We start from the raw sequence: 24,336 nt of genomic DNA, 5'->3' as shown, positions 1-24,336 counted from the left end.
TTTATTTCAAATGACCGGCACCACCATACTCCTGGAGTACGGATTACGCTGTACTTCATAATAATCCCCGCTAGTAATGGCAAGGTTTACTGATAGGTGAAAGTCACCTGAGATATAGCGATAATTGTCCCCGGCATTACATTATTTCCCGTAGCAATAGCCCGTGCACCAATTTTAAAAGAAGCCGTATGATCAGCGGCAATATTTCTCGTCAGGCTTGCCCCCGGAGGTAGCATAACGCCATCTTGCTGGCTTTTGCTTTCTTTAAGCTGGACATTCAGGTTAGTGGCCGTACCCGTATTTCTGTAATCAGTTCCCCCTGTGCCAGTCGTACCTGCAAATGAAGCCGTAGCATAACGTGTGGACGCTGGACAATCTTTCAAAGTTAGAAAGAAGTCAACATAACCACTGGTTGCCCCAGAGGTAGCCAAATCGGTGGCCTGAATATTGCCTAAATTAACGTTCAAATTTGAGTTGGCGGTATCCACCGTACACGGCGACGCAATCACAGTGCCGGTAATATTAATTTGCGTTGGTGCATCAGCCATCGCCTGATGAATACCCGCTGCCAAAACCAGTACTGCGAATAAAGATTGTTGTTTTTTCATAAATAACTCCTTGATATTTATTAATGTACTCGGGCAGAGGCTCCCCCTGCGTCCTTGAGTTAATTCAACGCGATTGCGTAATATTTCTTCACAACCTTTACAGTCACAACCCTTTACTGGTAGGTAAAGGCCATCTGCATGGTACTGATGATGGTGCCAGGCGTTACGCCACCGGTTGTAGTATAAGGACGAGTATTAAATGAGAAGGAAACCGCGTGTGTAGAGGAAGACACATCCTTCCTCCAAGTACTTTGGTTCGGGTTTACAGTAATGTCAGTCCAAACAGCGGCATCCGGTTTAATTTTTACCCCGAGATTGGTCGCTGTGCCGGTGTTTTTAAAGAGGTTACTATCAGCAGCATACTGCTGGCCAGAGAAGGTGGCGGTAACTTTAGTCGTACTGCTTGGGCAGTCTTTTAGCACTACGCTAAAGTTTTGCTGAATACCTCCATATGAACCTGCCGAAGCCATGTCAGCTGCCGGAATAATGCCTAAATCAACGTTCAAATTTGAGTTGGCGGTATCGACTGTGCACGGTGACGCAATCACATTGCCGGTAATATTAATTTGCGTTGGTGCATCAGCCATCGCCTGATGAATACCCGCTGCCAAAACCAGTACTGCGAATAAAGATTGTTGTTTTTTCATAAATAACTCCTTGATATTTATTAATGTACTCGGGCAGAGGCTCCCCCTGCGTCCTTGAGTTAATTCAACGCGATAGAACCGTCGCTATTTACCGTCTTTGCGGTCAAGCCTGATTACCCATTACTGGTAGGTAAAGGTTGCCTGAACCACGGCAGTGATAGTGCCAGGGGTGGCCACCCCTTTTGCATACGCACGCGTTTGCAGGTTATAGGTCACCGTTCCGTCGGCCTGAACAGGCTGGCCAATCTGGGTTCCCGGCCCTTTTTGCATTCCTATACTTGCCTGAACCAATTCCACCGCCACGTTATTTGCCGACCCCGAGCTTTTATAACGCCCCGGAGCGGCAGTGTCTTCTTCGCCGCCAAAGGTCACGATGGCCTGAGTGGTGCTTACCGGGCAACTCTTCAACTTAAGTTGGAAAGGTATTAATGCAGACGTTGCCCCTACCGTAGCCAAATCGGTAGCCTGAATATTTCCCAGATCCACATTTAACTGAGAGCCAGCAGTATCCACGGTGCAAGGGGAAGCAACCACTTTGCCAGTAATATTGACCTGTACCGGGTCAGCAACTGCCTGATGAATACCCGCGGCCAACACCAATGCGGCTAATAAAGATTGTTGTGTATACTTCTTCATAAATAACTCCTTGTGTTTAATGATGACTCAGGCAGGGAATCCCCTCCCATTTCCTTGAGTGTATTGAGCGCCATTGCGCAAACTTTATTGACTACTTGGTTGTTATAATAAACAGCCCAATTATTTACTGATAAGTCAAATTCAATGTCATAGTGGCATTAGCTGCACCCGTAGTGACCGGGTTTTTGGTCTGATAATATTGTGCCACAAACGGGAAAGTTTCTTGCCCACCGTCTGAAGTTTTCAGCACGATATTATTATTCAGTGCCAAGGGCTCGTTATTATACAAAATCTGTACGCCAACCCCGGTTGCCACACCGGCAGAACCGGCATTGGTTAACTGCAATACTCCGGCCGTGCTGGTATCGGTATTTTGAGCGCCAGTCATTTTAACGTTAATACGTGCCCCAGCATCACAATTTAATCCCAGATTAAAGGTTTTGGGTTTAAGCACAGTGCCGACGGATGTTAAATCACTGCCATAAACATCATCCAATGGGACTTGGATGACAGGTGTATTAATGGAGCAAGCAGCTTGAGTAACTGTTGACCCCGTAAGGATATATGTTACTGCAGCAAGATTGTCCCCATCACCATAGATTATTGCCAAAACACCTGAATTTATAACACCTGACGTTATTGCTCCAGTTTTGACTAAAGTGAGTGTTCTTTGGGTGGTATCATTTAAAACCAGAGTTCTCTCTTCTGTGACTTGTCTTGCTGGGTATGTGAAACCATTTATTTTTAAACCTACCCCAGCCACATTGGTATTATAATAACCTGCAATACTAGATTGAGTGGTGAATAATTTCATTTCACTATAATAAGAACCTGTTTGACAATATAACGCCCCTTTCCCCGTCATTGGCACGGCGACAGTACCTATAACTGAACCTACAGGTGCATCTCTTTGCACTATGAATGCAGGTTGTTGAATAGTATTAACTAATTGGGATGTCCCCTCTTGATTTGTATAACATCCAGCATTCGCCCCCATACTCAACAATAGCGCTATTAATAATAAAGGAAGATTTACTACTATCCCTCTTAGGCTAAATTTGCTCATATCTATCACCCCTACCGACACTGCCCATTCATTACCTGAACGCCAGCATTCTCTGTTGTCTGTTTCGCCAGGGTGTAATTCACCTGACACTGTTGGTCTGCCGCATTGCCCCATTTCACCTTCAGCAAGCCGCTGTCTGCCAAGCCGGTTAAATACACCTGACCGTTGTCGCCGACAATAAAGCCCTGCGCCGTGGTTTGGGCCGGGTCACTCACCGTGGCACCGAACGGGATTGGCGCGCCGCCTTGGCGCAGCAAGGTCATCAGCACCCGCTGGCCCACGTTAGCCTGGAAGTTGGCGCGCACCACCGCGCCCCTTGTCGGTACCACTTTTTGCGTGGTCTGCACTAAATCCACATCATCCGGCAAGGTTTCAGTATTCAGTTGCACCAAGTTCCGGCGGTACGGCGTGCTGTACGGCACGATGGCGTAGCCGCGCCAGTCGGTCTTCACCCCGGTCTGGTTGCTGACACCGACACCTGCAGCGCCCGGCGCTTTCACCAAGGCAATGGTTTCACCCAACGGTTGACCGAAGGTAATACCGTTTTCATGCGCCACTATCCCGCCCTGCAGGCCGTAGTTCACCCGCTGGCTGTTCTGGTCATAGGCATAACCGGCGTTCACTTCGGCGTAAGTGCCTTTGTAATCCGCATTCAGGTTGCCGCTGTTACCGGTTCCGGTGCTGCCACTGCTGTAGCCTTCTTGTGCACTCCAGCTCAGGTTGTTGTCTGCCAGCGCCGTGCCGTTCAGGCCGACGGTGTTGGTGGTGCCGCCTTGTTTGCTGGTGTTCAGGTTATACGTCGCGTAGGTGTTACCCAGGAACCGGTTGAGCGGTACGCTGAGGTTAAACGCAAACACCTGGTCACGGTTGTAGACCTTGCCACTGCCGCCGCCGTTACTGCTGCTGGCGGTCGCATTCTCGTTGTAGCTGTAGTTCAGCCCATAGCTGATGCCATTCCAACTGTTGTTATAACCGGCGCCGATAGAACGCATGGTGCGGTCACTGTTCCAGTAATCTTCACTTATCCAGCTCAGCGACAGTGAACCCGCATCTTTCCACAGGTTCTGACTCAGGGTCAGCTCGCTGCGGTTACGGCGACGCTCGTTCAGTGGCTGGTAATTCTGGTCACGGTAGGTGTCCAGTACTTCCTGCAGGCTGTAATAACCGTCGGTCGAGTAACGGTAACCGGCAATGGCAAAGTTGGTACCGGTCTGCACGATGTTCTTGCTGTAACGGATACGCCATGACTGACCGTTCTCTTTTTGCCGCTCATCCATCGTTGACCAGGCCTGCGTCACGTCGGTGGATATCGCGCCGAAGTCACCCAGGTTTTTACCCACACCCAGCGCCAGTGACTGATACTTGCTGGCAAACTGGCCGCCACCGTAGGCAGTAAAGCCGCGCGGAAGACCGTAAATCGCCGTGCCTTGCGTGAATGGCGTCTTGTCGACACTGCCGTCGTACGAACGGTATTGCCCGCTGGTGACCGCATATTTCAAGCGGCCTTCCCGTTGCAACACCGGCAAGGAGGCAAACGGCACCACCAACTGCTGTTCGCTGCCGTCGGCTTCTTTTATCGTTACGTACAAGTCGCCACTGCCCCCGGTCGGGAACATGTCGTTAATCTCAAACGCCCCCGGCGACACATAGCTTTGGTAAATCACATAGCCGTTCTGGCGAATAATCACCTGCGCGTTGGTACGGGCAATCCCACGCACCACCGGCGCGTAGCCTTTCAGGCTGTCCGGTATCATGTCGTCGTCAGACGCTAACTGTGCTCCGCGGAACGGCACGCTGTCGAACACGTCGCTCGGCGAACTGCTGTCACCCAATACCAACTGGCTTTTCAGCGACACAATGTCCCGTGCCGCGTAAGTGTAAACGGTGTCCCACTTGTCCTGACCGTTGCTGTCACGGTTCCAGGTGGTGTAGTTGCGCAGTCGCCATGGCCCGATGTTGATGCCCGGGCGCAGGTTGGCGTACTGGCTGTCGCTGTCACTGCTGTTGCTGTTGCGTGCCGAGGTGTTGGCGCCACTCAGGTTGTAGTTGAGCAGTAACGCCGGGATACCGTTATCCCACTGGCTTTCTGGCACATAGCCGCGAGCCTGTTGGGACATTGCCGCCTGCGGAATACTCAGCAGCAACTGCTGGGCACTGAAGCGGAACTCGGCACTGGCCTGCGGAATGGCACTGAGGGTGGCGCACTGCGCCTTGGCATCACCCAGCGCCGGGAACAGGTCGGTCTTAACGCCCATCTCATTCAACTGCGCTACCGTCAGGCACGGCTGCAAACTCTCTTTGCCGTCTGCACCCTTTTGCAGGCTGAACACCACGTCGCGGGTGTCCTGCTGTTCGTTGTTGATGTAGACATCGACCCGGTAAGTGCCTGGTGCCTGTGAAGCGCCATCTTCAAACACCGTCAGGTCAGTACTGCCCTGATGCGGGTTGTCGATTTCCAGCAACGCTGGGTTGAAAAAGTCGCGTGCCTGCGCCTCAAACGACAGACCGCTTAACAGCGCCAATTGTGCGGCGATGAGATATGCCAACCGACTGACGCGCGGGACAGGTTTAGCCCTGCCCGGACTTGTGTGGTGATTCATCCATTTACTCCGTTACCTGCAGGGCAACTAACAACCCCGTGTCCCTAACCCCACTACCTGTGGGATGCTCACTGCTTTATGTTTTTTGTAATCTGTCGATATCCAGATGCGCTCATTACAGGGCTTTGGTGTGCTCGGCACCGACGCCGCCGTAATCACTAATCAGCTTCCAACTGAGGCTGCCGCCACTCACACCCGCTGGCAGGGCAAAGCTCGCGGTGCTGCCCGGCGCCACATAGGTCACATCTGGGATATCTTTCCCTGCAACCTTCACTTCTTGGAAGTTCATGTAAAATGCCGTTGGGTTAGTGACTTGCAGATTATTACCGCTGCGTGCCCAGCTCAGCTTCTCGGTCTGCTCTTCCGGTACGCCTTTCAACCCCTGCGGACGGTAAATCAGTTTGATACGCGTCTTCACCGCAATCTGCAGGGTGTTCTTGTTCTCGTCTTTCGCCGCCGACGGGATGGACTTGATGTTCATCCAGTACAGGGACTCTTTATCCGACGGCAAATTGCCACCCGCCCGCACCACGCGCAGCACGTTCTCCTGCCCACCGTCCAAACGGAACAGCGGCGGCGTCACCATAAAGGGGGCTTTCTCAGCGCCACCGGTGGTGGTCTCTACCCAAGTCTGGATAAGGTACGGCACCTTGTCCGGGTTACTGACGCTCAGTGAAGACTCCTTTTTACCGCCGTCATAAATCAGGCGCGTACCGCCCACAATCACCCCGGCCTGAGCGGCACTGGCACTCACCAACAAGGTCGCCAACAGAGCAGTAGAAATAACTTTCATTACGTATTCCCGATAATTAGAGAGAAGAAAGGCCGGCAATGCTGCCGCCGGCCCCTGTTTTCAAACCTGCCCCAAAACGCTAGGCAGGCAGAACCTTAGTTGTAGTTAACAGTGAAGCTGGCGGTTGAGTTCGCCGGGCCTGCTGTTACGTTGGCTGAAGTGGCGATATAACGTGCTACGAAGTCCAAGTTGTTAGTCACACCGGCACCAGATTGCAGTGCGTAGGATTTAGACTCAGTAAACAGTGGCAGCACAGTGTTAGCATCGTCAGACAATTGGATACCAACACCGGTCGCCACGCCTGCATCTTGGGTCAACGCCAATACACTGTTGTCACCGCTGACTGACACACCATCAAACTTCACGCGAGCGCTGCTGACAGTGTCTGGGCAGTTCTGCAGTGCCAGGGTGAACTTGGTAGCAGATGACTTATCACCCGCCTGAGTGAAGGAGCTCTTGGCCACTTTACCCAGTTGCACAGTCAGTGGGTTAGCTGGGGTGTTGACCACAGTACAAGCCGCATCGATGATTTCACCGTTGAAGTTCACTTGGCCATCAGCCGCAAACGCAGACACACCAAACGCAGAGGAAGCCAATACAGCCACAGCAATCAGGTTCTTTTTCATACTACTTTCCTTTATAATGAATGCACTCGAGTGCATAACAGTGATATTTGACATAGCCTTATGTCAGTCCATTTTTATTCAGTTCTTGCGGGAACCTCTCCCGTTAAATAAGCCATCGGGCAAACAAGCCATGACTTCCCGACGAGTCATTCTGAACCAAACTGACTCCTTGGTTTTTTATGCTGTTAAATTTAGTTAAATTAGCAATAAACACCAACAAATACAGAGGAAGGCCGATAAAACAGGCCAATAAAACCATTATTTTTGACAAGGTTATTATGCAGAGCTCAAAGCAGCGGAAGATAACAAAGCGAGGAGTAGGAAAAGTTAACGAGAATAGAACAGTTTTAACAATACAAGGCATTGATAAAAATAAACAAATTTCAAAAAACAAATATCCACAGTGAAAATGTTGACACCAAAACAGGAAATCCTTAGAGTAGGCTCCAGTTTGGTTCAGACTGTCTCCTTGATAATAAAACGTTACATTCTAATCACCATACTTCTTTAAACCGCCCGGCATTACTGGCCGTATAAAGAACGGTGTTCTGAATATTACGGTGCCCCATAAAATCCTGTATCAATCGGGTGTCAATTCCCCTGTCTGCCAAGGCAAATCCACAGCCGTGTCTGAGCATATGCGGGTGGGCATTCACTTCCAATTCCGCCTTGTCACTGTAATGACGCAATATCCAGTAAATACGCTGACGGGATAAATGATTGCCCTTCTCTGACAGGAATAACCAATCACTCTCTGCCCCCTTGTAACGACGGCGAACCTTTAGCCAAGCGCGTAGCGCCTTTATTTCTTTTCGATAGACTGGGTGAATCGTTGAGAAGCCATTTTTCAGGCGATGAACATAAATATTGCCGCCCTCGAGGTCGAGGTCGGATAAACGCCAACGGTTGATTTCACTCACCCGGCAGCCATGGATAAAACACATCCAAATCAAGCAGTAATCACGTTCAGGGTGTTTGCCGTAACGCGTCGCTTCCAGCAGGCGTTCGACTTCAGAGGGGGTCAAGTGTTTACGGTTTCTCATAGTGCCTCACAGTTTGAATAACAACAATGTGCAGGGTTATGTTCCTTTTCTACGCCTACAATAAAGGGATGGATAATCCGGGAGAGTCTGAATGTGACAATTGATTACCCGCCACGGAGTATAGCGGATAAAAACAATCTATCAGCCATGGATTTTATAGGGAAATGAGCAGCATGGAGGCCAACGATTCATAAGCCAGTATTAATCAATCGTTATATCAGGCAAATCATGAGGAAAACCGACAATAAAGTTAAATAATAGACGAGGTATTATTTCCCCGTTACCAACGGGACGTGGCAGCCCTGTCGCCACTTGTTAACATAAAGCACGCACAAAATAAGAACCATCCCAGTTAAAGTGTGTCTCATTATCAATAACCAAATCATTAACATTTTTGCAATACAACCTAAAATAACAAAACAAAATAAATAAAATGTCAACAATGCCATCTTTAGGTTTGGCTGAATTAAAAAACCGGCCATTCCCTATTTAATTACAGAACTATCTGAGTCGACGTCGTAACATTATTTAATGTAGCGCAGTTTTTTTGCGTGACAATACCGGAATTTAACTGAAATTTGGCATTGTCACGCTAACCGTTCCTACTGCACTGGCAAGAGCTCCCTCGCTGCCGTGACAATCGCCTCCGCTGTCAAGCCGTATTCCTTCTGTAAGTAATCCTGCGTGCCCACCTGACCATAGCGTTCTTTCACACCCACCCGACGCATCGGCACTGGGCAACTTTCTACCAGCACTTCCGCTACCGCTGAACCCAACCCATTGTGGATACTGTGGTTTTCACAGGTCACAATACGCCCGGTCTTCTCGGCATAATTTTTTACCAACATTCGATCAATAGGTTTCAAGGTAAACATATCGATCACTGCGGCGCTCACTCCCTGTTCTGCCAACGTCTGTGCCGCTTTTAAAGCTTCGGCCACCATAATGCCATTGGCGATCAGCGTGATATCGTCACCATCGCGCAACACATTGCCTTTGCCGATGGTGAAGGTTGATCCTTCTTGGTAGATTTTCGCGGCTTGTTTACGAATAGTTCGCACCCAGTAAAAGCCTTCCAGCTTCATCAACTGTTGCAAGATATCTTGGAACATCACCGCATCGGTGACTTCCAACACCACGGAGTTCGCCAAGCCACGCACAATGCCCATATCTTCAAACGACATATGGGTTCCACCGTTATGACAGGCCGTCACGCCGGCATCAGAGGCGATCACCTTGACGTTATTGCGTTGATAATCCAACGACATAAACAGTTGATCAAAGCAACGACGGCTGGCAAAGGCAGTAAAGGTATGCACAAAAGGTTTGCGGCCTGTGAGGGATAATCCAGCGGAAACGCCAATCACGTTAGCTTCCATAATGCCGCAGTTGATCACGTGCTGCGGGTAATCACGCTGCACGCTATCCATCGCCATTGAGCTCATTAAGTCCGCTTCCAGAGCGATAATCTCACTCCCTTGATTGATCTGTTGCGCGACAAATCCGGCATAAATCTTGCGCATTTCAATGCTGTCCTGACTGCCGGGTTGAGTGACCTTAATCATCTATCGCCTCCAATTGTGCAATGGCTTGCTCCAGCGCCTGTTTCGCCGGTTCGGTCAGCCGTAAATGGTGGGAATTGCTCAGTTGTTCCAGATAAGGCACACCTTGGCCTTTAATACTGTCGAGGAGTACCAACAGCGGGCGTTGTTCCCCATTGCGCTGCGGCTTCACCGCCGCCAATAATCCAGCAATGTCATCCCCTTTTACCGTGGCCACATCGAAACCAAAGGCTCGGAATTTCTCCTCCAGATTGAAGGGATTGATAATGTCATCCAGTTCGCCGTCCAGTTGCTGTTTATTCCAATCAACAAACACCACCAGATTGTTTAACCGGTGATGAGCAATAAACTGGAAGGCTTCCCAACATTGCCCTTCGTTCAACTCGCCATCGCCGACAATGCAGAACACACGATTACGCCGCTGTGCTAACTTGTGCGACAGCGCCATACCCGCAGCAATAGAAACGCCTTGCCCTAACGAGCCGGTGGTGGCATCCACACCGCGTGTTTTTAGCCGATCCGGATGACTGGGCAATCGCGTGCCGTTTTCATTTAACGTCGCCAGTTGATCGACAGGGAAATAACCTTTCAGCGCTAAGGTGCTATACAGTGCTGGGCCAGCATGACCTTTAGAAAGAACAAAATAATCGCGTTCTGACCAATCCGGATCGCCGGGATCGATACGCATCACATCGCCGTACAATACGGCTAACGTTTCCACCACCGACATGCTGCCGCCGTAATGACCAAACCCTAATTGGGTGAGTGACTTTAAAGTTTCAACCCGGATATCACGTGCAAAGCGCGTAACGTCTGCCAGATGATTCATTGTTTAGCCCCCGTATTCTCTTCAGTTTGCGCGGCATTCTTTTCTTTTAACAAACGGCCCTTTCCTTTCCCCAAATAGTTGAAGCCCACCAGCAGAGCGAACAGCGCTGTCACTAATGCCATAATCGCCATCGGAGACATAAAGCGAGCTAGATTGCCGAGCACGATGCCCACGACGCCAAAATCGGCATCTGAGAAGGTGGTGTTGGCAAAGCCCAGCGCGCCCAGTACTGGCAGCAGCAACACTGGCAAGAAGGTAATCAGTAAACCGTTGGCAAATGCCCCCAGCATCGCGCCGCGTCGCCCGCCGGTCGCGTTACCAAATACACCTGCGGTCGCCCCGGTAAAGAAGTGCGGCACCACACCAGGCAAGATCAGCACCAGTTTCATCTGCCCCAGTAGGAACAAACCCACCAAGCCACCGAGGAAACTAAACAAGAAGCCGATCAACACCGCGTTAGGCGCATACGGATAAACCACTGGGCAATCCAGCGCTGGGCGTGCATTCGGCACCAGTTTTTCAGAAAAACCGGTAAATGCCGGCACGATCTCCGCCAGAATCAAACGAACCCCTTGCAGGATGATGAACACCCCTGCGGCAAAGGTAATGGCCTGAATAATTGAGTAAACGAGGAAGTTTTGCCCCGCACTCAACTGCCCTTCGACATATTCCCGCCCAGCACAGACCGCGAGGATCATGTAGATGATGATCATCGTGAGTGAGATGGAAATAGAACTGTCACGCAGGAAGCTCAAGTTTTTCGGCAGGTTCATCTCTTCGGTGGAACGAGAGCCTTTACCACATTGACTGCCAATCCAACCAGACAGCACGTAACCCAAGGTGCCGAAGTGACCAAAAGCAATATCATCCGTACCGGTGATGCGCCGCATATAACGCTGCGCAATCGCCGGGAAGAACGCCATGATCAGCCCCAGAGTCAACGAACCAGTGAACACTAGCGCGACACCTTCGAACCCACCGACGGTCAAAATCACGCTGATCATGCACGCCATGTAGAAGGTGTGGTGCCCGGTCAGGAAGATGTATTTCAGGCGGGTGAAACGGGCAACAATGATGTTTGCCACCATACCGAAAGCCATAATTAGTGCTGTAGTGGCGCCGTATTTTTCCAACGCGATAGACACTATCGCTTCATTATTCGGGATGATACCTTGAATATTAAAAGCGTGTTCAAACATACCGCCCAATGGATTAAGCGAACTGACTAATACTGTCGCCCCACCGCCTAAAACAATAAAACCTAATACGGTTTTAATCGAACCTTTTACCACATCCGAGAAAGACTTCTTTTGTGCTACCAAACCAATTAAAGCGATTAAGCCAACCAGAATGGCGGGCACCTTTAGAATATCAACAATAAAATTCAGCGTTCCTAGAATAAACATATCCGCCTCACTTTATACCCGTCATACTTCAAGCTGCCTCTTTGTTGGCTTTCCTCGCTCACCCCAGGAACGATCTGACGTAAGCTCTTAGGGACTCGCTGCGTTGCCGCCTCGATGCAACTCGAATTATTTAGGGTATAACTATTTAATGGTTGATGGCGAAATAAGCACTCAGCTTACTTTCCAGTTCGTTGATGTCGATAATATTGTTGATCACCAGCAGTTGGCTCTCTGGCACGCTGGCGCTGGCCGCGATGTCTTTCGCCATCACAAACAAATCGGCGGCGCCGGGTGTGGCAGAAGACAAATCCGAGTGCTCCACTTCGGCATCAATATTTAACTTCTTGAGAACCTTTTTAATATTCATTTCGACCATAAAACTACTGCCTAACCCAGAGCCGCAAATTGCCATTATTTTCATTGTTATTACCTTTTTTATGTAGAGTACGGGTGCATCGCATTATTTAATGCAATGTTAATCTGTCAGATGGTGAGATAAAAAATCAGAAACGGTTAATGATGTTTTGTATTTCCTCCACGGTTTGAGCTTGATGTAATAATGACATATCTTCATCGCTAGAGAACAATTTTGCCAACGTTGAGATCATTTCAATATGGCTGTGGCTATCCGGTGCCGCCAACATAATGATCACATCCACCGGATCATTATCCTGCGATTGGAAACTCACTCCTTCGGTTAATTTGAGCAGCGATAACCCCAATCCTTTCGCGCCCTCTTCTGGCCGCGCATGTGGCATCGCCAACCCCGGAGCCAACACATAATACGGGCCCAATTTTTGATGCTGTTGCATGATGGCCGTCAGGTATTGCGGCGTAATAATCCCTTGCGCCAACAGCGGCTGCGCACAGATCTCCAGCGCTTGTGGCCAGTCCGTGACCTGCTGTTTCATCATAATGGTGCCTTGGTTTAACCAAGTATTCAGCACGTTCACCTCCCATTAACAGGTTCAAGATGGGCAAACTTTATTCAACCGAGCTGACTTTAACTGTGATAAAGATCACAAAGATAGCGCTACCAATAGTTATCACTCGGTTTTGTGATAGCGCTATCAAATTAACACCCTTGCGTTAATTTTCATTAAGCATGGCAAATTCAAGGGTATACTTGGGCGATATTTCCCCTGTATTTCAGCGGATTCAAATCAGGAATAACCATGTCCATAACTCGAAAACGGCGTAGTACCGGTAAGGTAACGCTGGCCGATGTGGCTCAACTCGCGGGCGTCGGTTCAATGACGGTGTCGCGTGCACTCCGCACCCCAGAACAGGTTTCCGATAAGCTACGCGAAAAGATTGAAGCGGCAGTTTCCGAGCTGGGTTACATGCCTAATTTAGCCGCCAGCGCCTTGGCTTCGGCTTCGTCTTATACCATTGCGATGGTGGTGCCGAGCCTGATGGAGTCCGGCTGTAGCGAGATGTTCGCCGGGTTGCAACAAGTACTACAACCGGCGGGATACCAGATTGTATTAGCCGAGTCGCAGCACCGCTTGGAGCAGGAAGAACGGTTATTAGAAACGCTACTTGCTTCCAATCTGGCGGCGGCGATTTTGTTGAGCGTGGAGCACAGTGATACCGTGCGTGGCTGGCTGGAAAACGCCAATATTCCGGTACTTGAGATAGGTGCCATGCGCGCCGATCCACTGGATATCAACATTGGTATTGATAACGTGGCAGCGATGCTTGAGCTGACGGAGATGCTGATCAAACGTGGTTATCAGAATATCGGTTTGCTGTGCGCCAATCAGGAGCAATGGATCTTCCAGCAGCATCTGCAAGGCTGGTATAAAGCGATGCTACGCCACCATATGTCCCCGAATCGGGTGATTAATGCCGCAGCACCGCCCTCGTTCTCTACCGGTGCGGCTCAATTACCGGAGTTTTTACTCGCTTGGCCAGAGTTGGATGCGTTAGTTTGCGTCTCGGATGAATTAGCCTGTGGTGCGCTGTACGAATGTCAACGTCGGCGGATCAAAGTGCCGGACGATCTGGCGATCGTTGGCTTTGGTGATAGTGATGTCAGCCGCGTTTGCCAACCGCCGCTCACCACCATCGCCGTGCCGCACCGGAAGATTGGTATTGAGGCGGGCCGCGCATTGTTGGCAAGAATTAACGGCGAGGTATGGGATAAAGACCCGACGATGGCTTCATCGCTATGTTTGCGGGAGAGTTGTTAGCCATGGCGCTGATAAAAAAACCTGATGAATCAGGAGTGCCGTTCAGTTAAGCCTGCGTCTTTTAGTGATTTTTGCCTAGGGTATCGCAGGCGCTAACAAGTCCATACTTACTGGACTGATGGCAACATGCGGTAAAAAAACGACATAGGGTGCCTGCTAAATATTTGAATAGGATTTCTTCACCGAAATAGCCCTTCTTATCAGTGACGGGAATTCACGCGGTGTCGGTAACGCTTCGATTTCAGAGACCGTCAGCCACTTAAATTCATCCTCAACTTTAATAAGATCAGCCGGCAGCATGCAGAGATAGATCATATCCAGGTGCCAGTGCCATCCACCCGTTTTTTCCGGGATTTTCTCGCAAAGTAGGGTGAGAGGTACTGGAAGTTCAGCTACGCTGGCAGGATCTAGGTCCAAAGACTTATGTCCTTGAATCTGGCACGATATAATAGTCGGCGTAACGCCGACTTCCTCGAACACCTCGCGTAACAGTGCCTCCTGTGGCTCCTCATTCTCCTCGATATGACCTCCGGGATAGAGCCACATCTGCAGTTTCTTATGAAAATGCATCAGAATACGATCATGTTCATCTAGGATAATCGCCGAAGCGGTGAAATGCTTAACACCCTCACGAAGCATAGGATTAAATCTCATTCAGAATGTTGGTGATTTGTTCAATATCCTATTCTTTAATTCCAGGATGTACTGGGATCTAGCTCGCTGCTGTAGATGTTCCATCAACAATAAGAATGGTATTAATGCTCATTTGAAATCCTTTCATCTTTGGCTTCATAGAAGCGGGTATAAACAAAGAAGGCAGCTACCAACATAACAAGAGCTGCAATGGAAAATCCTAAGGTAGTGCCAACATCAACTGAAAAATTCAAACCTGATACAAGTAAGCCCAATAGTGCTACACCAACTGCACCACCAAACTGCCGCATGGCATTGATAGCTGCAGAAGCTGTAGCGGTTTTGTGTTTTGGAGCTGAATGTATAAATGCCGAAAGCAGGGTCGGTAGAGCAACCCCACCACCAATCGGCATTAAGAAAAGAAAGCAAACAAAAAGTCGTCGCAGGAGACTCTTAATGTATCCCCCCGGAGCACGCGTGAGACTGCGAAAAAACTTGGTAACCATGATCGTTACTATGGCAATAGCCAGCCAAGTGCAATGTGCTTGGTACAGTAATGGTAAGTTATACCATCAAACATTTTTAGCTGAGGAGTTGTTACTCATTGAGGGTATAGACAGTTACAAGAGTTTTACCTGAAATAATCCTGACGCCAAAATAACACAGGCGAATAGCTTAGAAATACTGCGCTTACCCCATCAATAAAACAAAAAAATCCTGGAACGAAGCGCAATTTGGCATTGATGTTGAGAGCGTTCAGAATTCTGTGTCACGTTAAAAGATCATTACAACGTAATCACTTTATCGAGGCGACCTTCAAAATAAATCGCCAACTGGGACAATGTCAAATTCCAGCTCTGGATCGGCATTGTCCATTTTTCCTGCGCATTCATTAACCCCAGATAAAGCAGCTTCAACAGACTGTTTTCGTTAGGGAATGCGCCTTTAGTTTTCGTCAGCTTTCTGAACTGGCGGTGCACTGATTCAATGGCATTCGTGGTGTAAATGACTTTACGGATCGTCGCCGGATACCGGAAGTAATGTGACAAATTCTCCCATTTTCTCCGCCATGACTGGATGACCATCGGGTATTGCTGGCCCCACTTAGCCTCCAGTTCATCCAGCGCCGTTTCTGCTGCTTCTTTCGATACGGCACGATAAACGGGCTTCAAATCGGCCATAAACGCCTTATGGTGCTTGGAGGCGACATATTTAATCGAGTTGCGGATCTGATGGATAACACAGAGCTGGACTTCGGTATCCGGGTAAATACTGTTTATCGCTTCCGGGAACCCCGTCAGACCATCCACACAGGCAATCAGAATGTCGTTCAGGCCACGGTTTTGTAGATCGGTCAGTACTGACAGCCAGAAGTTAGCCCCTTCGTTTTCAGACAGATACAGACCCAGGATCTCTTTTTTGCCTTCCAGATTCAGCGCAAGAACAGTGTACACGGCTTTGCTTTGATAACGCCCGTCTTCGCGGATCTTATAGTGAATCGCATCCAGCCAGACGAAGGGATAAACCGTCTCCAGCGGGCGTTGTTGCCATTGTTGCAACTCAGGAATCACTTTATCGGTGACGGCGCTGATCGTGGCGCTGGAAACACTGAAAGCATACAGGTCTTCAATTTCCTGGCTGATATCCTTGTAACTCATGCCCAGTGCAAACATGCGGATGATCTTGCGCTCAATCTCATCGGAAAGCGTGGTCTGGTGCTTCTTCACGAGTTGAGGCTCAAAAGTACCGTTACGATCGCGGGGCGTGGCGAGTTCAAAGGCACCAGTGGGTGTTTTTAGTGTCTTTTTAGACGAACCATTTTTACGGTTAACGGCAATATCTTGAGCCAGATGAGAGTCGAGTTCAGCGGCCAGAGCAGCTTCGGTTAACTGTTTGATTAATGGCGTTAAGATGCCATCTTTACCTGTCAGTGCCTGACCATCCTGAAGTGCTTTCAGGGCTTTATCGAAATCGAAGGGTTGGGACATGTGTCATTCCTTTTTGTCGGTATTTTACTGGAATGACACAGAATTTCTAACACTCCCTTGATGTTCTATGATCCACAACAGAAGGGGCAACGCCTTTTTGCCCCTTCAATTGCCGTTCATTATTGCTGCATATCACTGCGTACGTTTGCGGCAATTCCAATGACACCGAATTGGCAAAAACCGCTAAAAGACTCAAGTTAACTGAACATCATTATGACAAATCAGTTTTTTGTCTTTAAAACGCACAATAACAACTTAAACGGTTTTATATTCCGCTTCAGCCTGATCGAAACGCTCGGTCATGGTGGTTGAAGGTTTACGCCCCATCAAGCTCACTACCACAATGGCGATACTGCCAAACAAGAAGCCAGGGATGATCTCGTACAGATCCAGCCAGGCGTACTGTTTCCAAACGATAACTGTGACCGCGCCGACCAACATACCAGCCAATGCACCGTTACGCGTCATGCGTGACCACATCACCGAGATCAACACCACTGGGCCAAATGCCGCACCGAAACCTGCCCAAGCGTAGCTCACCAAGCCCAGTACGCGGTTTTCCGGGTTCGCCGCCAGTGCAATGGCAATTAGCGCGACCACCAACACCATCAAGCGCCCTACCCACACTAACTCACGCTGGCTGGCACCTTTACGCAGGAAGGCTTTATACAAGTCTTCAGTAATCGCGCTGGAACACACTAACAATTGGCAACTCAAGGTACTCATTACCGCCGCCAGAATCGCCGACAGCAAGATGCCTGCAATCCACGGGTTGAACAGCAACATCGCCAATTCAATAAACACGCGCTCACCGTTTTGCGATACGTTGCCGGCTTGATCCGGGTTATTGGCGAAGTAGGCAATACCGAAGAAGCCCACCGCGATGGTGCCGGCTAAGCACAGGATCATCCACGTCATACTGATGCGACGCGCGCTACGGATGGTACGGTGAGAATCCGCTGCCATGAAACGCGCCAGAATGTGTGGCTGACCAAAGTAACCCAAGCCCCAGCCCATCAGCGACAAGATGGCGACAAAGTTTAGGCCTTTCAGCATATCGATATTGGCCGGGTTTTTAGCTTCAATCACCATCATTGAAGTATCGATACCGCCGACGGCCAATATGACGATGACCGGCGTCAGGAGCAGCGCGAAAATCATCAGGCTAGCTTGCACGGTATCCGTCCAGCTTACCGCCAAGAACCCGCCGATAAAGGTATACAGGATAGTCGCGGCAGCACCGGCCCACAGCGCGGTTTCATAACTCATGCCGAAGGTACTTTCGAACAAACGCGCACCCGCTACAATGCCGGAAGCACAGTAGATGGTGAAGAACACCAGAATCACGATGGCGGAAATCACACGCAGCAGTTTGCTGTTGTCTTCAAAACGACTGGTGAAATAGTCTGGCAGCGTCAAGGCGTTATTGTTGGCTTCGGTATGGACACGTAGCCGCCCCGCCACCAGCTTCCAGTTCAGGTAAGCGCCAATGGTCAAGCCAATGGCGATCCAGCTTTCTGAGATACCAGAAAGGAAAATCGCCCCCGGCAGGCCCATCAACAACCAGCCACTCATATCCGATGCACCGGCAGACAGCGCAGTCACTACGCTGCCTAAACTGCGGCCGCCGAGGATGTAATCATCAAAGTTATTGGTCGCCCGGTAGGCGAGTAAGCCGATTAACACCATCCCAAAAATGTACACTAGGAAGGTCACCAGCATGGGTGTGCTCATTGTCATTCAATTCTCCACTTTCTTTATTATTTGTACTGTATGCGATGTCTTTACGCCGGAACGTGGCGATGGCTAACGGTCAAAAATAGTTTCTACTTGGTATTGTTAAATCGAGGTCATCCTAGTTGACTCACTCCTTAACCAACAAGAAATTTAACAACAAAGTTACACAAAGTTTACCCTGCGTCACATTAAAGCGCTCTCAGGGTTGCACCAACACAGTCAAAATCAGGTTGCACCTCACGCTTACCCCCGGTAACCACAAGGATATTGCTATTACCCCGCATTAACACCGGCTAGCAAACGAACCGTCCCATGTTAAAAAATGCTTGAACTCACAGTTTGTGAACTAGCCCGATTTAACAAGGTTGCACAAAGTTGCAACATGCTAGATATTGTCGGCAATCATCAGGCATCACACTATCCGCCCGCACCTTTGGGCAGGTTAAAACACACAGGAGTTGGATAGGCATGGGCACTACCACAATGGGCGTGAAACTCGACGAAGCGACACGCAACCGAATCAAAAGTGCGGCGCAGCGTATCGATCGCACCCCACATTGGCTGATCAAACAAGCCATTTTCAATTATCTCGAACGCTTGGAAAATGGCGCGGAACTGCCTGAAATTCCAACACTAACCGCCAGCCAGCCCGAAGCGGACGACATTATGCCGCAAGTCGTCGAAGAGTCCCATCAACCGTTTCTGGAATTTGCTGAGCAAATCTTGCCGCAGTCCGTGATCCGCGCGGCCATTACCGCTGCCTATCGCCGCCCAGAGACCGAAGTGGTGCCGATGTTGCTCGAACAGGCGCGATTACCGACCGATCTTGCACAAGCCACCCATAAGCTCGCTTACGGCATTGCCGAAAAACTACGTAACCAAAAAAGCGCCAATGGCCGTGCTGGCATCGTGCAAGGGTTGCTGCAAGAGTTCTCCCTTTCCTCTCAGGAAGGCGTAGCGCTGATGTGTTTGGCGGAAGCCTTGCTGCGTATTCCTGATAAACCGACTCGCGATGCGTTAATCCGCGACAAAATCAGCAACGGCAATTGGCACTCTCATCTAGGCCGCAGCCCGTCATTATTCGTTAACGCCGCCACTTGGGGCTTACTGTTCACCGGCAAACTGGTTTCCACCCATAACGAAGCCAATCTCTCCCGCTCGTTGAACCGCATTATCGGTAAAGGTGGCGAGCCATTGATCCGCAAAGGTGTGGACATGGCGATGCGCCTGATGGGCGAACAATTTGTCACCGGGGAAACCATTGCCGAAGCGCTGGCGAACGCCCGTAAACTGGAAGACAAAGGTTTCCGCTACTCCTACGACATGCTGGGTGAAGCGGCACTAACCGAAGCCGATGCTCAGCGCTATTTAGTTTCTTATCAGCAAGCGATCCACGCCATCGGTAAAGCGTCCAATGGTCGCGGCATTTATGAAGGGCCGGGGATTTCGATCAAGCTCTCCGCCCTGCACCCACGCTACAGCCGTGCGCAATACGAACGTGTGATGGATGAACTCTATCCACGTCTGTTAGCGCTGACCTTGCAAGCACGTCAGTATGACATCGGGATTAATATCGATGCCGAAGAAGCCGATCGTCTGGAAATCTCTCTCGATCTGCTGGAAAAACTTTGTTTCGAACCGCAGTTGGCGGGTTGGAACGGTATCGGCTTCGTAATTCAGGCCTATCAAAAGCGTTGCCCGTTCGCCATTGATGCGGTGATCGATATGGCACAGCGCAGCCGTCGTCGCTTGATGATCCGCTTGGTGAAAGGTGCGTACTGGGATAGCGAAATCAAACGCGCTCAGATGGATGGTCTGGAGGGCTTCCCGGTCTACACCCGCAAAGTGTATACCGACGTTTCTTACCTCGCCTGCGCCCGCAAATTGCTGGCGGTGCCAAACCTGATTTACCCACAGTTTGCCACTCACAACGCCCATACTCTGAGCGCTATCTACCATCTGGCGGGTAACAACTATTATCCGGGGCAATATGAATTCCAATGCCTGCACGGTATGGGTGAGCCGCTGTATGAGCAAGTGGTGGGTAAAGTTGCCGATGGCAAACTGAACCGCCCTTGCCGTATTTATGCGCCAGTCGGTACGCACGAAACACTGCTGGCTTATCTGGTACGCCGCCTGTTGGAAAACGGTGCCAACACTTCATTCGTTAACCGTATTGCCGATGCGACCTTGCCGCTTGATGAGTTAGTGGCCGATCCGGTCAGCGCCGTCGAAGCGATGGCCGCGAGTGAAGGTCAAATCGGCTTGCCACATCCGCGCATCCCACTGCCACGCGAGCTGTATGGCGAGAAACGCGTTAACTCCAGCGGTCTGGATTTATCCAACGAACAGCGTTTGGCTTCGCTGTCTAGCGCCCTGCTCACCAGTGCCACTCAGCAATGGCGTGCCGAGCCGATGATCGACGCAGAACTAGATCAAGGCGTAGCACAACCGGTTATCAACCCTGCCGAACCGGGTGATACCGTCGGTTACGTGCGTGAAGCCACCGCGGGTGAAGTCAGCCGCGCGCTCGATGCCGCCGCTGCCGCGGGATCAATCTGGTTCGCGACTCCACCGTCTGAACGTGCCGCCATTCTGGAGCGCGCCGCCGAACTGATGGAAAACCAGTTGCAAAGCCTGCTCGGTATTCTGGTGCGTGAGGCCGGTAAAACCTTCAACAACGCCATTGCCGAAGTTCGTGAAGCAGTCGATTTTCTGCATTACTACGCCGGTCAGGTTCGTGATGACTTCGCTAACGACAGCCATCGTCCACTTGGCCCAGTGGTTTGTATCAGCCCGTGGAACTTCCCATTGGCAATCTTCACCGGTCAGGTCGCCGCTGCTCTGGCTGCAGGTAACAGCGTATTAGCTAAACCCGCCGAACAAACGCCGTTGATCGCCGCACAAGCCGTGCGCATCCTGCTCGAAGCCGGTATTCCGGCTGGCGTATTGCAGTTACTGCCGGGCAAAGGGGAAAGCGTCGGTTCATTGTTAGTTAACGATGCCCGCGTGCGTGGCGTGATGTTCACTGGCTCCACCGACGTCGCAGGTATTTTGCAACGCAACATCGCCGGACGTTTAGATCCACAAGGTCGCCCAACGCCGCTGATCGCCGAAACGGGTGGTTTGAACGCAATGATCGTAGACTCTTCTGCACTGACCGAGCAGGTAGTGACAGACGTGGTCGCCTCGGCCTTCGACAGTGCAGGCCAGCGTTGTTCCGCCCTGCGTATCCTGTGCATTCAAGAAGATGTTGCTGAGCACACGCTGCAAATGCTACGCGGTGCGATGGCAGAATGTCGCATGGGTAACCCAGAGCGCCTGTCTACCGACATCGGCCCGGTGATCGACGCCGAAGCCAAGAATGGTATCGAACGGCATATTCAGGCGATGCGTGCCAAAGGGCGCAAGGTCTATCAGGCAACGAAAGGCAACGCACAGGATGAGAAAGAGTGGTCACGCGGCACCTTCGTTAAACCAACCCTGATCGAACTGGAAAGCTTCGACGAATTGCAAAAAGAAATCTTTGGCCCGGTGCTACATGTGGTGCGCTTCCAACGTTCCGAATTGGACAAATTGGTCGATCAAATCAATGCCGCAGGTTACGGTCTGACTCTGGGTATCCATACCCGTATCGATGAAACTATCGCCCGCGTTACCGAACGCGCGAACGTCGGCAATATGTACGTTAACCGCAATATGGTCGGCGCTGTAGTCGGTGTGCAACCGTTTGGTGGCGAAGGTTTGTCAGGGACTGGGCCGAAAGCCGGTGGTCCGCTGTATCTGTACCGTCTGTTGGCTAACCGCCCAGACGATGCAGTACAGCGTACTCTGTGCCGTCAGGACGATGAACGCCCGTTGGAAGCCACGTTACGGCCAACTTTGTTAGCGCCATATCAGGCGTTGGAACAATGGGCGATTGCCGAAAATCAACGCGATCTGGTTGCAGTGGCACAGCGTTATGCCGAATTAGGACAAGGTGGCACGCTGCGTCCGTTACCAGGGCCAACTGGCGAGCGCAATACTTATGCGCTATTGCCGCGTGAACGTGTGCTCTGCTTGGCGGATAACGAGAACGACGCATTGGTGCAATTAGCGGCGGTGCTGGCGGTGGGTAGCCAAGTATTGTGGCCTGAAGCCGAGCAGCAACGCACACTGTACCGCCGTTTACCACCCGCAGTGCAAGCGCGCATCGCCTTCAGCAAAGATTGGCAGCAGGATAAAGTCTTGTTCGACGCCGCCATCTACCACGGCGATGCCGATCAATTGCGCACGCTATGTGAACAAATTGCGGGGCGCAGCGGCGCGATCGTCTCAGTACAAGGCTTCGCTCACGGCGAAACCAATATATTGCTGGAGCGTTTGTTGATTGAACGTTCACTAAGCGTCAACACCGCCGCAGCGGGGGGGAACGCTAGCTTGATGACCATCGGTTAATCGCTGAATTACAAGCAATTACATACTTTCTGCGAAACACTACGCAAACCCTGACAATGCTCAGGGTTTTTTATTGGCTGAAGGAAATTTGCACTGTAGCGTATTAAACCTGTTGCCATTAAGTGTGTATGGTGTGTATATTAAGAGCGGTAGTCAAGTGAAGAGTTCAGAACTGATCAAGTTACTAGAAAACGATGGTTGGGTTTTGGTTCGTGTAAGAGGTAGTCATCACCAATTTAAGCACCCTTGTATTTCGCGGGTGATTAACGTGCCACATCCCAAAAAGGATTTAAAACAGGGAACACTCCGGCAAATCATGAAAGATGCTGGATTGCTCAGTCTGTTACATTAACAGGAGATGTCATGTTCTATCCCGCTTATGTTCATTCCGATGCCGATGACAGCGCCAGTGGTTTCTTCCCCGATATTCCTGGCTGCTATTTTGCTGGTGATACCATTGATGAAGCGTTTGAAGATGCTCGAAGCGCCTTGGATGCCCATTTTGAATTGCTGACTGAAAGTAACCAATCCATTCCGCCAGCCTGTGCGGTTTCCTACCATTTAGCCAGAAAAGATGATGAGTTCAGCGGTGGGCAGTGGTTACTGGTTGATATCAATATGGATAAATTCGATGGTCGAGCTGAGCGAATCAATGTCACTCTGCCGCATCGTTTGATCAATCGTATTGATTCTCTGGTACAGCGCCACCCAGGTTACAGCAGCCGCAGTGCATTTTTAGCCGCTGCGGCGCGTAATGAGTTATTGAAAGCCTGATTATTGATTCAGGAATTTATCGAGGAATTGGCGAGTACGCTGATGTTGCGGATTCGCGAACAACGCTTTGGCGGGTCCTTGTTCGACAATACGCCCATGATCCATAAAGATGGCGCGGTCTGCGACGTCACGAGCGAAGCTCATTTCGTGGGTCACGATCACCATGGTACGTTTCTCTTGCGCCAGTGAACGGATGGTGTTGAGCACCTCGCCCACCAGTTCGGGATCCAGTGCCGAAGTCGGTTCGTCAAATAACAGCACTTCTGGCTGCATCGCTAACGCACGGGCGATCGCCACCCGCTGTTGCTGCCCACCAGAAAGCCGTTTCGGATAAGCCTGTTCTTTGCCGCTCAACCCTACTTTTGCCAACAAGGCACGAGCACGTTGTTCCGCACTGGCTTTGGCTTCGCCTTTAACAATCACTGGCCCTTCAATGATGTTTTCCAGCACCGAACGATGCGGAAACAGATTGAAATTCTGGAAGACAAAACCGACCTGCTGGCGCAGTGCCCGTACTTGTTTTTTCTGTCGCCCTATCGGCTGCGTGCCGTCGATCAGAATATCGCCCACGCGGATAGTGCCAGAGTCGGGCACTTCCAACAGATTGATACTACGCAGCAAGGTGGTTTTACCGGAACCGCTGGGGCCGATAATGGCCACCACTTCACCGGGATTAACGTCAAGGTCGATCCCATGTAGCACCGTCTGGCCTTTAAACTGTTTGGTCAGTTGTCTGACTTCGATGGTACTCATGCG

The 24,336-nt window shown here is 50.4% G+C and carries 22 protein-coding genes; 4 read left to right on the top strand and 18 right to left on the bottom strand.

Annotation, left to right across the window (positions count from 1 at the left end; translation table 11 throughout):
• Positions 1 to 86: 86 nt before the first annotated feature.
• The 13 genes from AC3ISQ_RS09340 to AC3ISQ_RS09280 form a co-directional block, all read right to left on the bottom strand.
• Positions 87 to 608, bottom strand: a complete 522-nt coding sequence (locus tag AC3ISQ_RS09340; RefSeq protein WP_489352576.1) for a fimbrial protein — start codon at positions 606 to 608, stop codon at positions 87 to 89.
• A gap of 113 nt (positions 609 to 721) precedes the next feature.
• Positions 722 to 1,255: a fimbrial protein gene (locus tag AC3ISQ_RS09335; protein WP_489352574.1), complete on the bottom strand. Its 534-nt coding sequence runs from the start codon at positions 1,253 to 1,255 to the stop codon at positions 722 to 724.
• A gap of 120 nt (positions 1,256 to 1,375) precedes the next feature.
• A complete protein-coding gene (locus AC3ISQ_RS09330) occupies positions 1,376 to 1,891 on the bottom strand; it encodes a fimbrial protein (protein WP_489352572.1) in 516 nt (171 codons plus the stop codon).
• Positions 1,892 to 2,015: 124 nt separating this feature from the next.
• On the bottom strand, positions 2,016 to 2,957 hold the full coding sequence (locus AC3ISQ_RS09325; protein ID WP_489352570.1) for a fimbrial protein: 942 nt from the start codon (positions 2,955 to 2,957) through the stop codon (positions 2,016 to 2,018).
• 11 nt (positions 2,958 to 2,968) lie between these two features.
• Complete coding sequence (locus tag AC3ISQ_RS09320) at positions 2,969 to 5,557, bottom strand: fimbria/pilus outer membrane usher protein (RefSeq protein WP_489352568.1); 2,589 nt, start codon at positions 5,555 to 5,557, stop codon at positions 2,969 to 2,971.
• A 115-nt stretch (positions 5,558 to 5,672) separates the two neighbouring features.
• A complete protein-coding gene (locus AC3ISQ_RS09315) occupies positions 5,673 to 6,350 on the bottom strand; it encodes a fimbrial biogenesis chaperone (protein ID WP_489352567.1) in 678 nt (225 codons plus the stop codon).
• A 95-nt stretch (positions 6,351 to 6,445) separates the two neighbouring features.
• The gene (locus AC3ISQ_RS09310) at positions 6,446 to 6,976 is read right to left on the bottom strand and encodes a fimbrial protein (RefSeq protein WP_489352565.1); all 531 of its coding nucleotides are present in this window, start codon (positions 6,974 to 6,976) and stop codon (positions 6,446 to 6,448) included.
• A 494-nt stretch (positions 6,977 to 7,470) separates the two neighbouring features.
• Positions 7,471 to 8,019 (bottom strand): tyrosine-type DNA invertase, encoded by a 549-nt coding sequence (locus tag AC3ISQ_RS09305; protein WP_489352563.1) that lies wholly within the window; start codon positions 8,017 to 8,019, stop codon positions 7,471 to 7,473.
• A 602-nt stretch (positions 8,020 to 8,621) separates the two neighbouring features.
• Positions 8,622 to 9,584 carry a transketolase family protein gene (locus tag AC3ISQ_RS09300; protein ID WP_489352561.1) on the bottom strand — a complete coding sequence of 321 codons (963 nt, stop codon included), beginning with the start codon at positions 9,582 to 9,584 and terminating at the stop codon, positions 8,622 to 8,624.
• The gene (locus tag AC3ISQ_RS09295; protein WP_489352559.1) at positions 9,577 to 10,410 is read right to left on the bottom strand and encodes a transketolase; all 834 of its coding nucleotides are present in this window, start codon (positions 10,408 to 10,410) and stop codon (positions 9,577 to 9,579) included. Before AC3ISQ_RS09295 ends, AC3ISQ_RS09300 begins: the two co-directional genes overlap by 8 nt.
• Positions 10,407 to 11,816, bottom strand: a complete 1,410-nt coding sequence (locus AC3ISQ_RS09290) for a PTS ascorbate transporter subunit IIC (RefSeq protein ID WP_489352558.1) — start codon at positions 11,814 to 11,816, stop codon at positions 10,407 to 10,409. The genes AC3ISQ_RS09295 and AC3ISQ_RS09290 overlap by 4 nt, the downstream gene beginning before the upstream one ends.
• 145 nt (positions 11,817 to 11,961) lie before the next feature.
• A complete protein-coding gene (locus AC3ISQ_RS09285; protein WP_489352556.1) occupies positions 11,962 to 12,237 on the bottom strand; it encodes a PTS sugar transporter subunit IIB in 276 nt (91 codons plus the stop codon).
• Between the two features lie 82 nt (positions 12,238 to 12,319).
• A complete protein-coding gene (locus AC3ISQ_RS09280; RefSeq protein WP_489352554.1) occupies positions 12,320 to 12,763 on the bottom strand; it encodes a PTS sugar transporter subunit IIA in 444 nt (147 codons plus the stop codon).
• A 228-nt stretch (positions 12,764 to 12,991) separates the two neighbouring features.
• On the opposite strand from AC3ISQ_RS09280, the gene AC3ISQ_RS09275 reads away from it, so the two are divergent.
• Positions 12,992 to 14,011 carry a LacI family DNA-binding transcriptional regulator gene (locus AC3ISQ_RS09275; RefSeq protein WP_489352552.1) on the top strand — a complete coding sequence of 340 codons (1,020 nt, stop codon included), beginning with the start codon at positions 12,992 to 12,994 and terminating at the stop codon, positions 14,009 to 14,011.
• A 156-nt stretch (positions 14,012 to 14,167) separates the two neighbouring features.
• Here AC3ISQ_RS09275 and AC3ISQ_RS09270 read toward each other — a convergent pair whose 3' ends face one another.
• The 4 genes from AC3ISQ_RS09270 to putP form a co-directional block, all read right to left on the bottom strand.
• Positions 14,168 to 14,650 (bottom strand): NUDIX hydrolase, encoded by a 483-nt coding sequence (locus AC3ISQ_RS09270; RefSeq protein WP_489352550.1) that lies wholly within the window; start codon positions 14,648 to 14,650, stop codon positions 14,168 to 14,170.
• Positions 14,651 to 14,766: 116 nt separating this feature from the next.
• The gene (locus AC3ISQ_RS09265; RefSeq protein WP_489352548.1) at positions 14,767 to 15,150 is read right to left on the bottom strand and encodes a hypothetical protein; all 384 of its coding nucleotides are present in this window, start codon (positions 15,148 to 15,150) and stop codon (positions 14,767 to 14,769) included.
• Between the two features lie 279 nt (positions 15,151 to 15,429).
• Positions 15,430 to 16,632: an IS256 family transposase gene (locus AC3ISQ_RS09260; RefSeq protein ID WP_489347145.1), complete on the bottom strand. Its 1,203-nt coding sequence runs from the start codon at positions 16,630 to 16,632 to the stop codon at positions 15,430 to 15,432.
• Positions 16,633 to 16,887: 255 nt separating this feature from the next.
• Entirely contained in the window at positions 16,888 to 18,372 is a 1,485-nt protein-coding gene (gene putP, locus AC3ISQ_RS09255) for a sodium/proline symporter PutP (RefSeq protein ID WP_489352546.1), read from the bottom strand.
• 465 nt (positions 18,373 to 18,837) lie between these two features.
• On the opposite strand from putP, the gene putA reads away from it, so the two are divergent.
• The 3 genes from putA (at position 18,838) to AC3ISQ_RS09240 (ending at position 23,580) form a co-directional block, all read left to right on the top strand.
• Positions 18,838 to 22,806, top strand: coding sequence for a trifunctional transcriptional regulator/proline dehydrogenase/L-glutamate gamma-semialdehyde dehydrogenase (gene putA, locus AC3ISQ_RS09250; RefSeq protein WP_489352545.1), 3,969 nt, complete (start codon positions 18,838 to 18,840; stop codon positions 22,804 to 22,806).
• 157 nt (positions 22,807 to 22,963) lie between these two features.
• A complete protein-coding gene (locus AC3ISQ_RS09245) occupies positions 22,964 to 23,158 on the top strand; it encodes a type II toxin-antitoxin system HicA family toxin (RefSeq protein ID WP_489353200.1) in 195 nt (64 codons plus the stop codon).
• A gap of 11 nt (positions 23,159 to 23,169) precedes the next feature.
• Positions 23,170 to 23,580 (top strand): type II toxin-antitoxin system HicB family antitoxin, encoded by a 411-nt coding sequence (locus AC3ISQ_RS09240; RefSeq protein WP_489352543.1) that lies wholly within the window; start codon positions 23,170 to 23,172, stop codon positions 23,578 to 23,580.
• Here the strand turns inward: AC3ISQ_RS09240 and tcyN are convergent, their stop codons facing one another.
• Entirely contained in the window at positions 23,581 to 24,333 is a 753-nt protein-coding gene (gene tcyN / locus AC3ISQ_RS09235; RefSeq protein ID WP_489352541.1) for an L-cystine ABC transporter ATP-binding protein TcyN, read from the bottom strand.
• Positions 24,334 to 24,336: the final 3 nt, after the last annotated feature.

This window comes from Serratia sp. KH_031 (assembly GCF_057839655.1).
The sequence above is the reverse complement of the archived record's forward strand: the minus strand, read 5'-3'. Positions and strand labels throughout refer to the sequence as shown.

Coding starts and splice junctions, on each gene's coding strand:
- AC3ISQ_RS09340 (WP_489352576.1), bottom strand. CDS start 608: ATGAAAAAACAACAATCTTTATTCGCAGTACTGGTTTTGGCAGCGGGT.
- AC3ISQ_RS09335 (WP_489352574.1), bottom strand. CDS start 1,255: ATGAAAAAACAACAATCTTTATTCGCAGTACTGGTTTTGGCAGCGGGT.
- AC3ISQ_RS09330 (WP_489352572.1), bottom strand. CDS start 1,891: ATGAAGAAGTATACACAACAATCTTTATTAGCCGCATTGGTGTTGGCC.
- AC3ISQ_RS09325 (WP_489352570.1), bottom strand. CDS start 2,957: ATGAGCAAATTTAGCCTAAGAGGGATAGTAGTAAATCTTCCTTTATTA.
- AC3ISQ_RS09320 (WP_489352568.1), bottom strand. CDS start 5,557: ATGAATCACCACACAAGTCCGGGCAGGGCTAAACCTGTCCCGCGCGTC.
- AC3ISQ_RS09315 (WP_489352567.1), bottom strand. CDS start 6,350: ATGAAAGTTATTTCTACTGCTCTGTTGGCGACCTTGTTGGTGAGTGCC.
- AC3ISQ_RS09310 (WP_489352565.1), bottom strand. CDS start 6,976: ATGAAAAAGAACCTGATTGCTGTGGCTGTATTGGCTTCCTCTGCGTTT.
- AC3ISQ_RS09305 (WP_489352563.1), bottom strand. CDS start 8,019: ATGAGAAACCGTAAACACTTGACCCCCTCTGAAGTCGAACGCCTGCTG.
- AC3ISQ_RS09300 (WP_489352561.1), bottom strand. CDS start 9,584: ATGATTAAGGTCACTCAACCCGGCAGTCAGGACAGCATTGAAATGCGC.
- AC3ISQ_RS09295 (WP_489352559.1), bottom strand. CDS start 10,410: ATGAATCATCTGGCAGACGTTACGCGCTTTGCACGTGATATCCGGGTT.
- AC3ISQ_RS09290 (WP_489352558.1), bottom strand. CDS start 11,816: ATGTTTATTCTAGGAACGCTGAATTTTATTGTTGATATTCTAAAGGTG.
- AC3ISQ_RS09285 (WP_489352556.1), bottom strand. CDS start 12,237: ATGAAAATAATGGCAATTTGCGGCTCTGGGTTAGGCAGTAGTTTTATG.
- AC3ISQ_RS09275 (WP_489352552.1), top strand. CDS start 12,992: ATGTCCATAACTCGAAAACGGCGTAGTACCGGTAAGGTAACGCTGGCC.
- AC3ISQ_RS09270 (WP_489352550.1), bottom strand. CDS start 14,650: ATGCTTCGTGAGGGTGTTAAGCATTTCACCGCTTCGGCGATTATCCTA.
- AC3ISQ_RS09265 (WP_489352548.1), bottom strand. CDS start 15,150: ATGGTTACCAAGTTTTTTCGCAGTCTCACGCGTGCTCCGGGGGGATAC.
- AC3ISQ_RS09260 (WP_489347145.1), bottom strand. CDS start 16,632: ATGTCCCAACCCTTCGATTTCGATAAAGCCCTGAAAGCACTTCAGGAT.
- putP (WP_489352546.1), bottom strand. CDS start 18,372: ATGACAATGAGCACACCCATGCTGGTGACCTTCCTAGTGTACATTTTT.
- putA (WP_489352545.1), top strand. CDS start 18,838: ATGGGCACTACCACAATGGGCGTGAAACTCGACGAAGCGACACGCAAC.
- AC3ISQ_RS09240 (WP_489352543.1), top strand. CDS start 23,170: ATGTTCTATCCCGCTTATGTTCATTCCGATGCCGATGACAGCGCCAGT.
- tcyN (WP_489352541.1), bottom strand. CDS start 24,333: ATGAGTACCATCGAAGTCAGACAACTGACCAAACAGTTTAAAGGCCAG.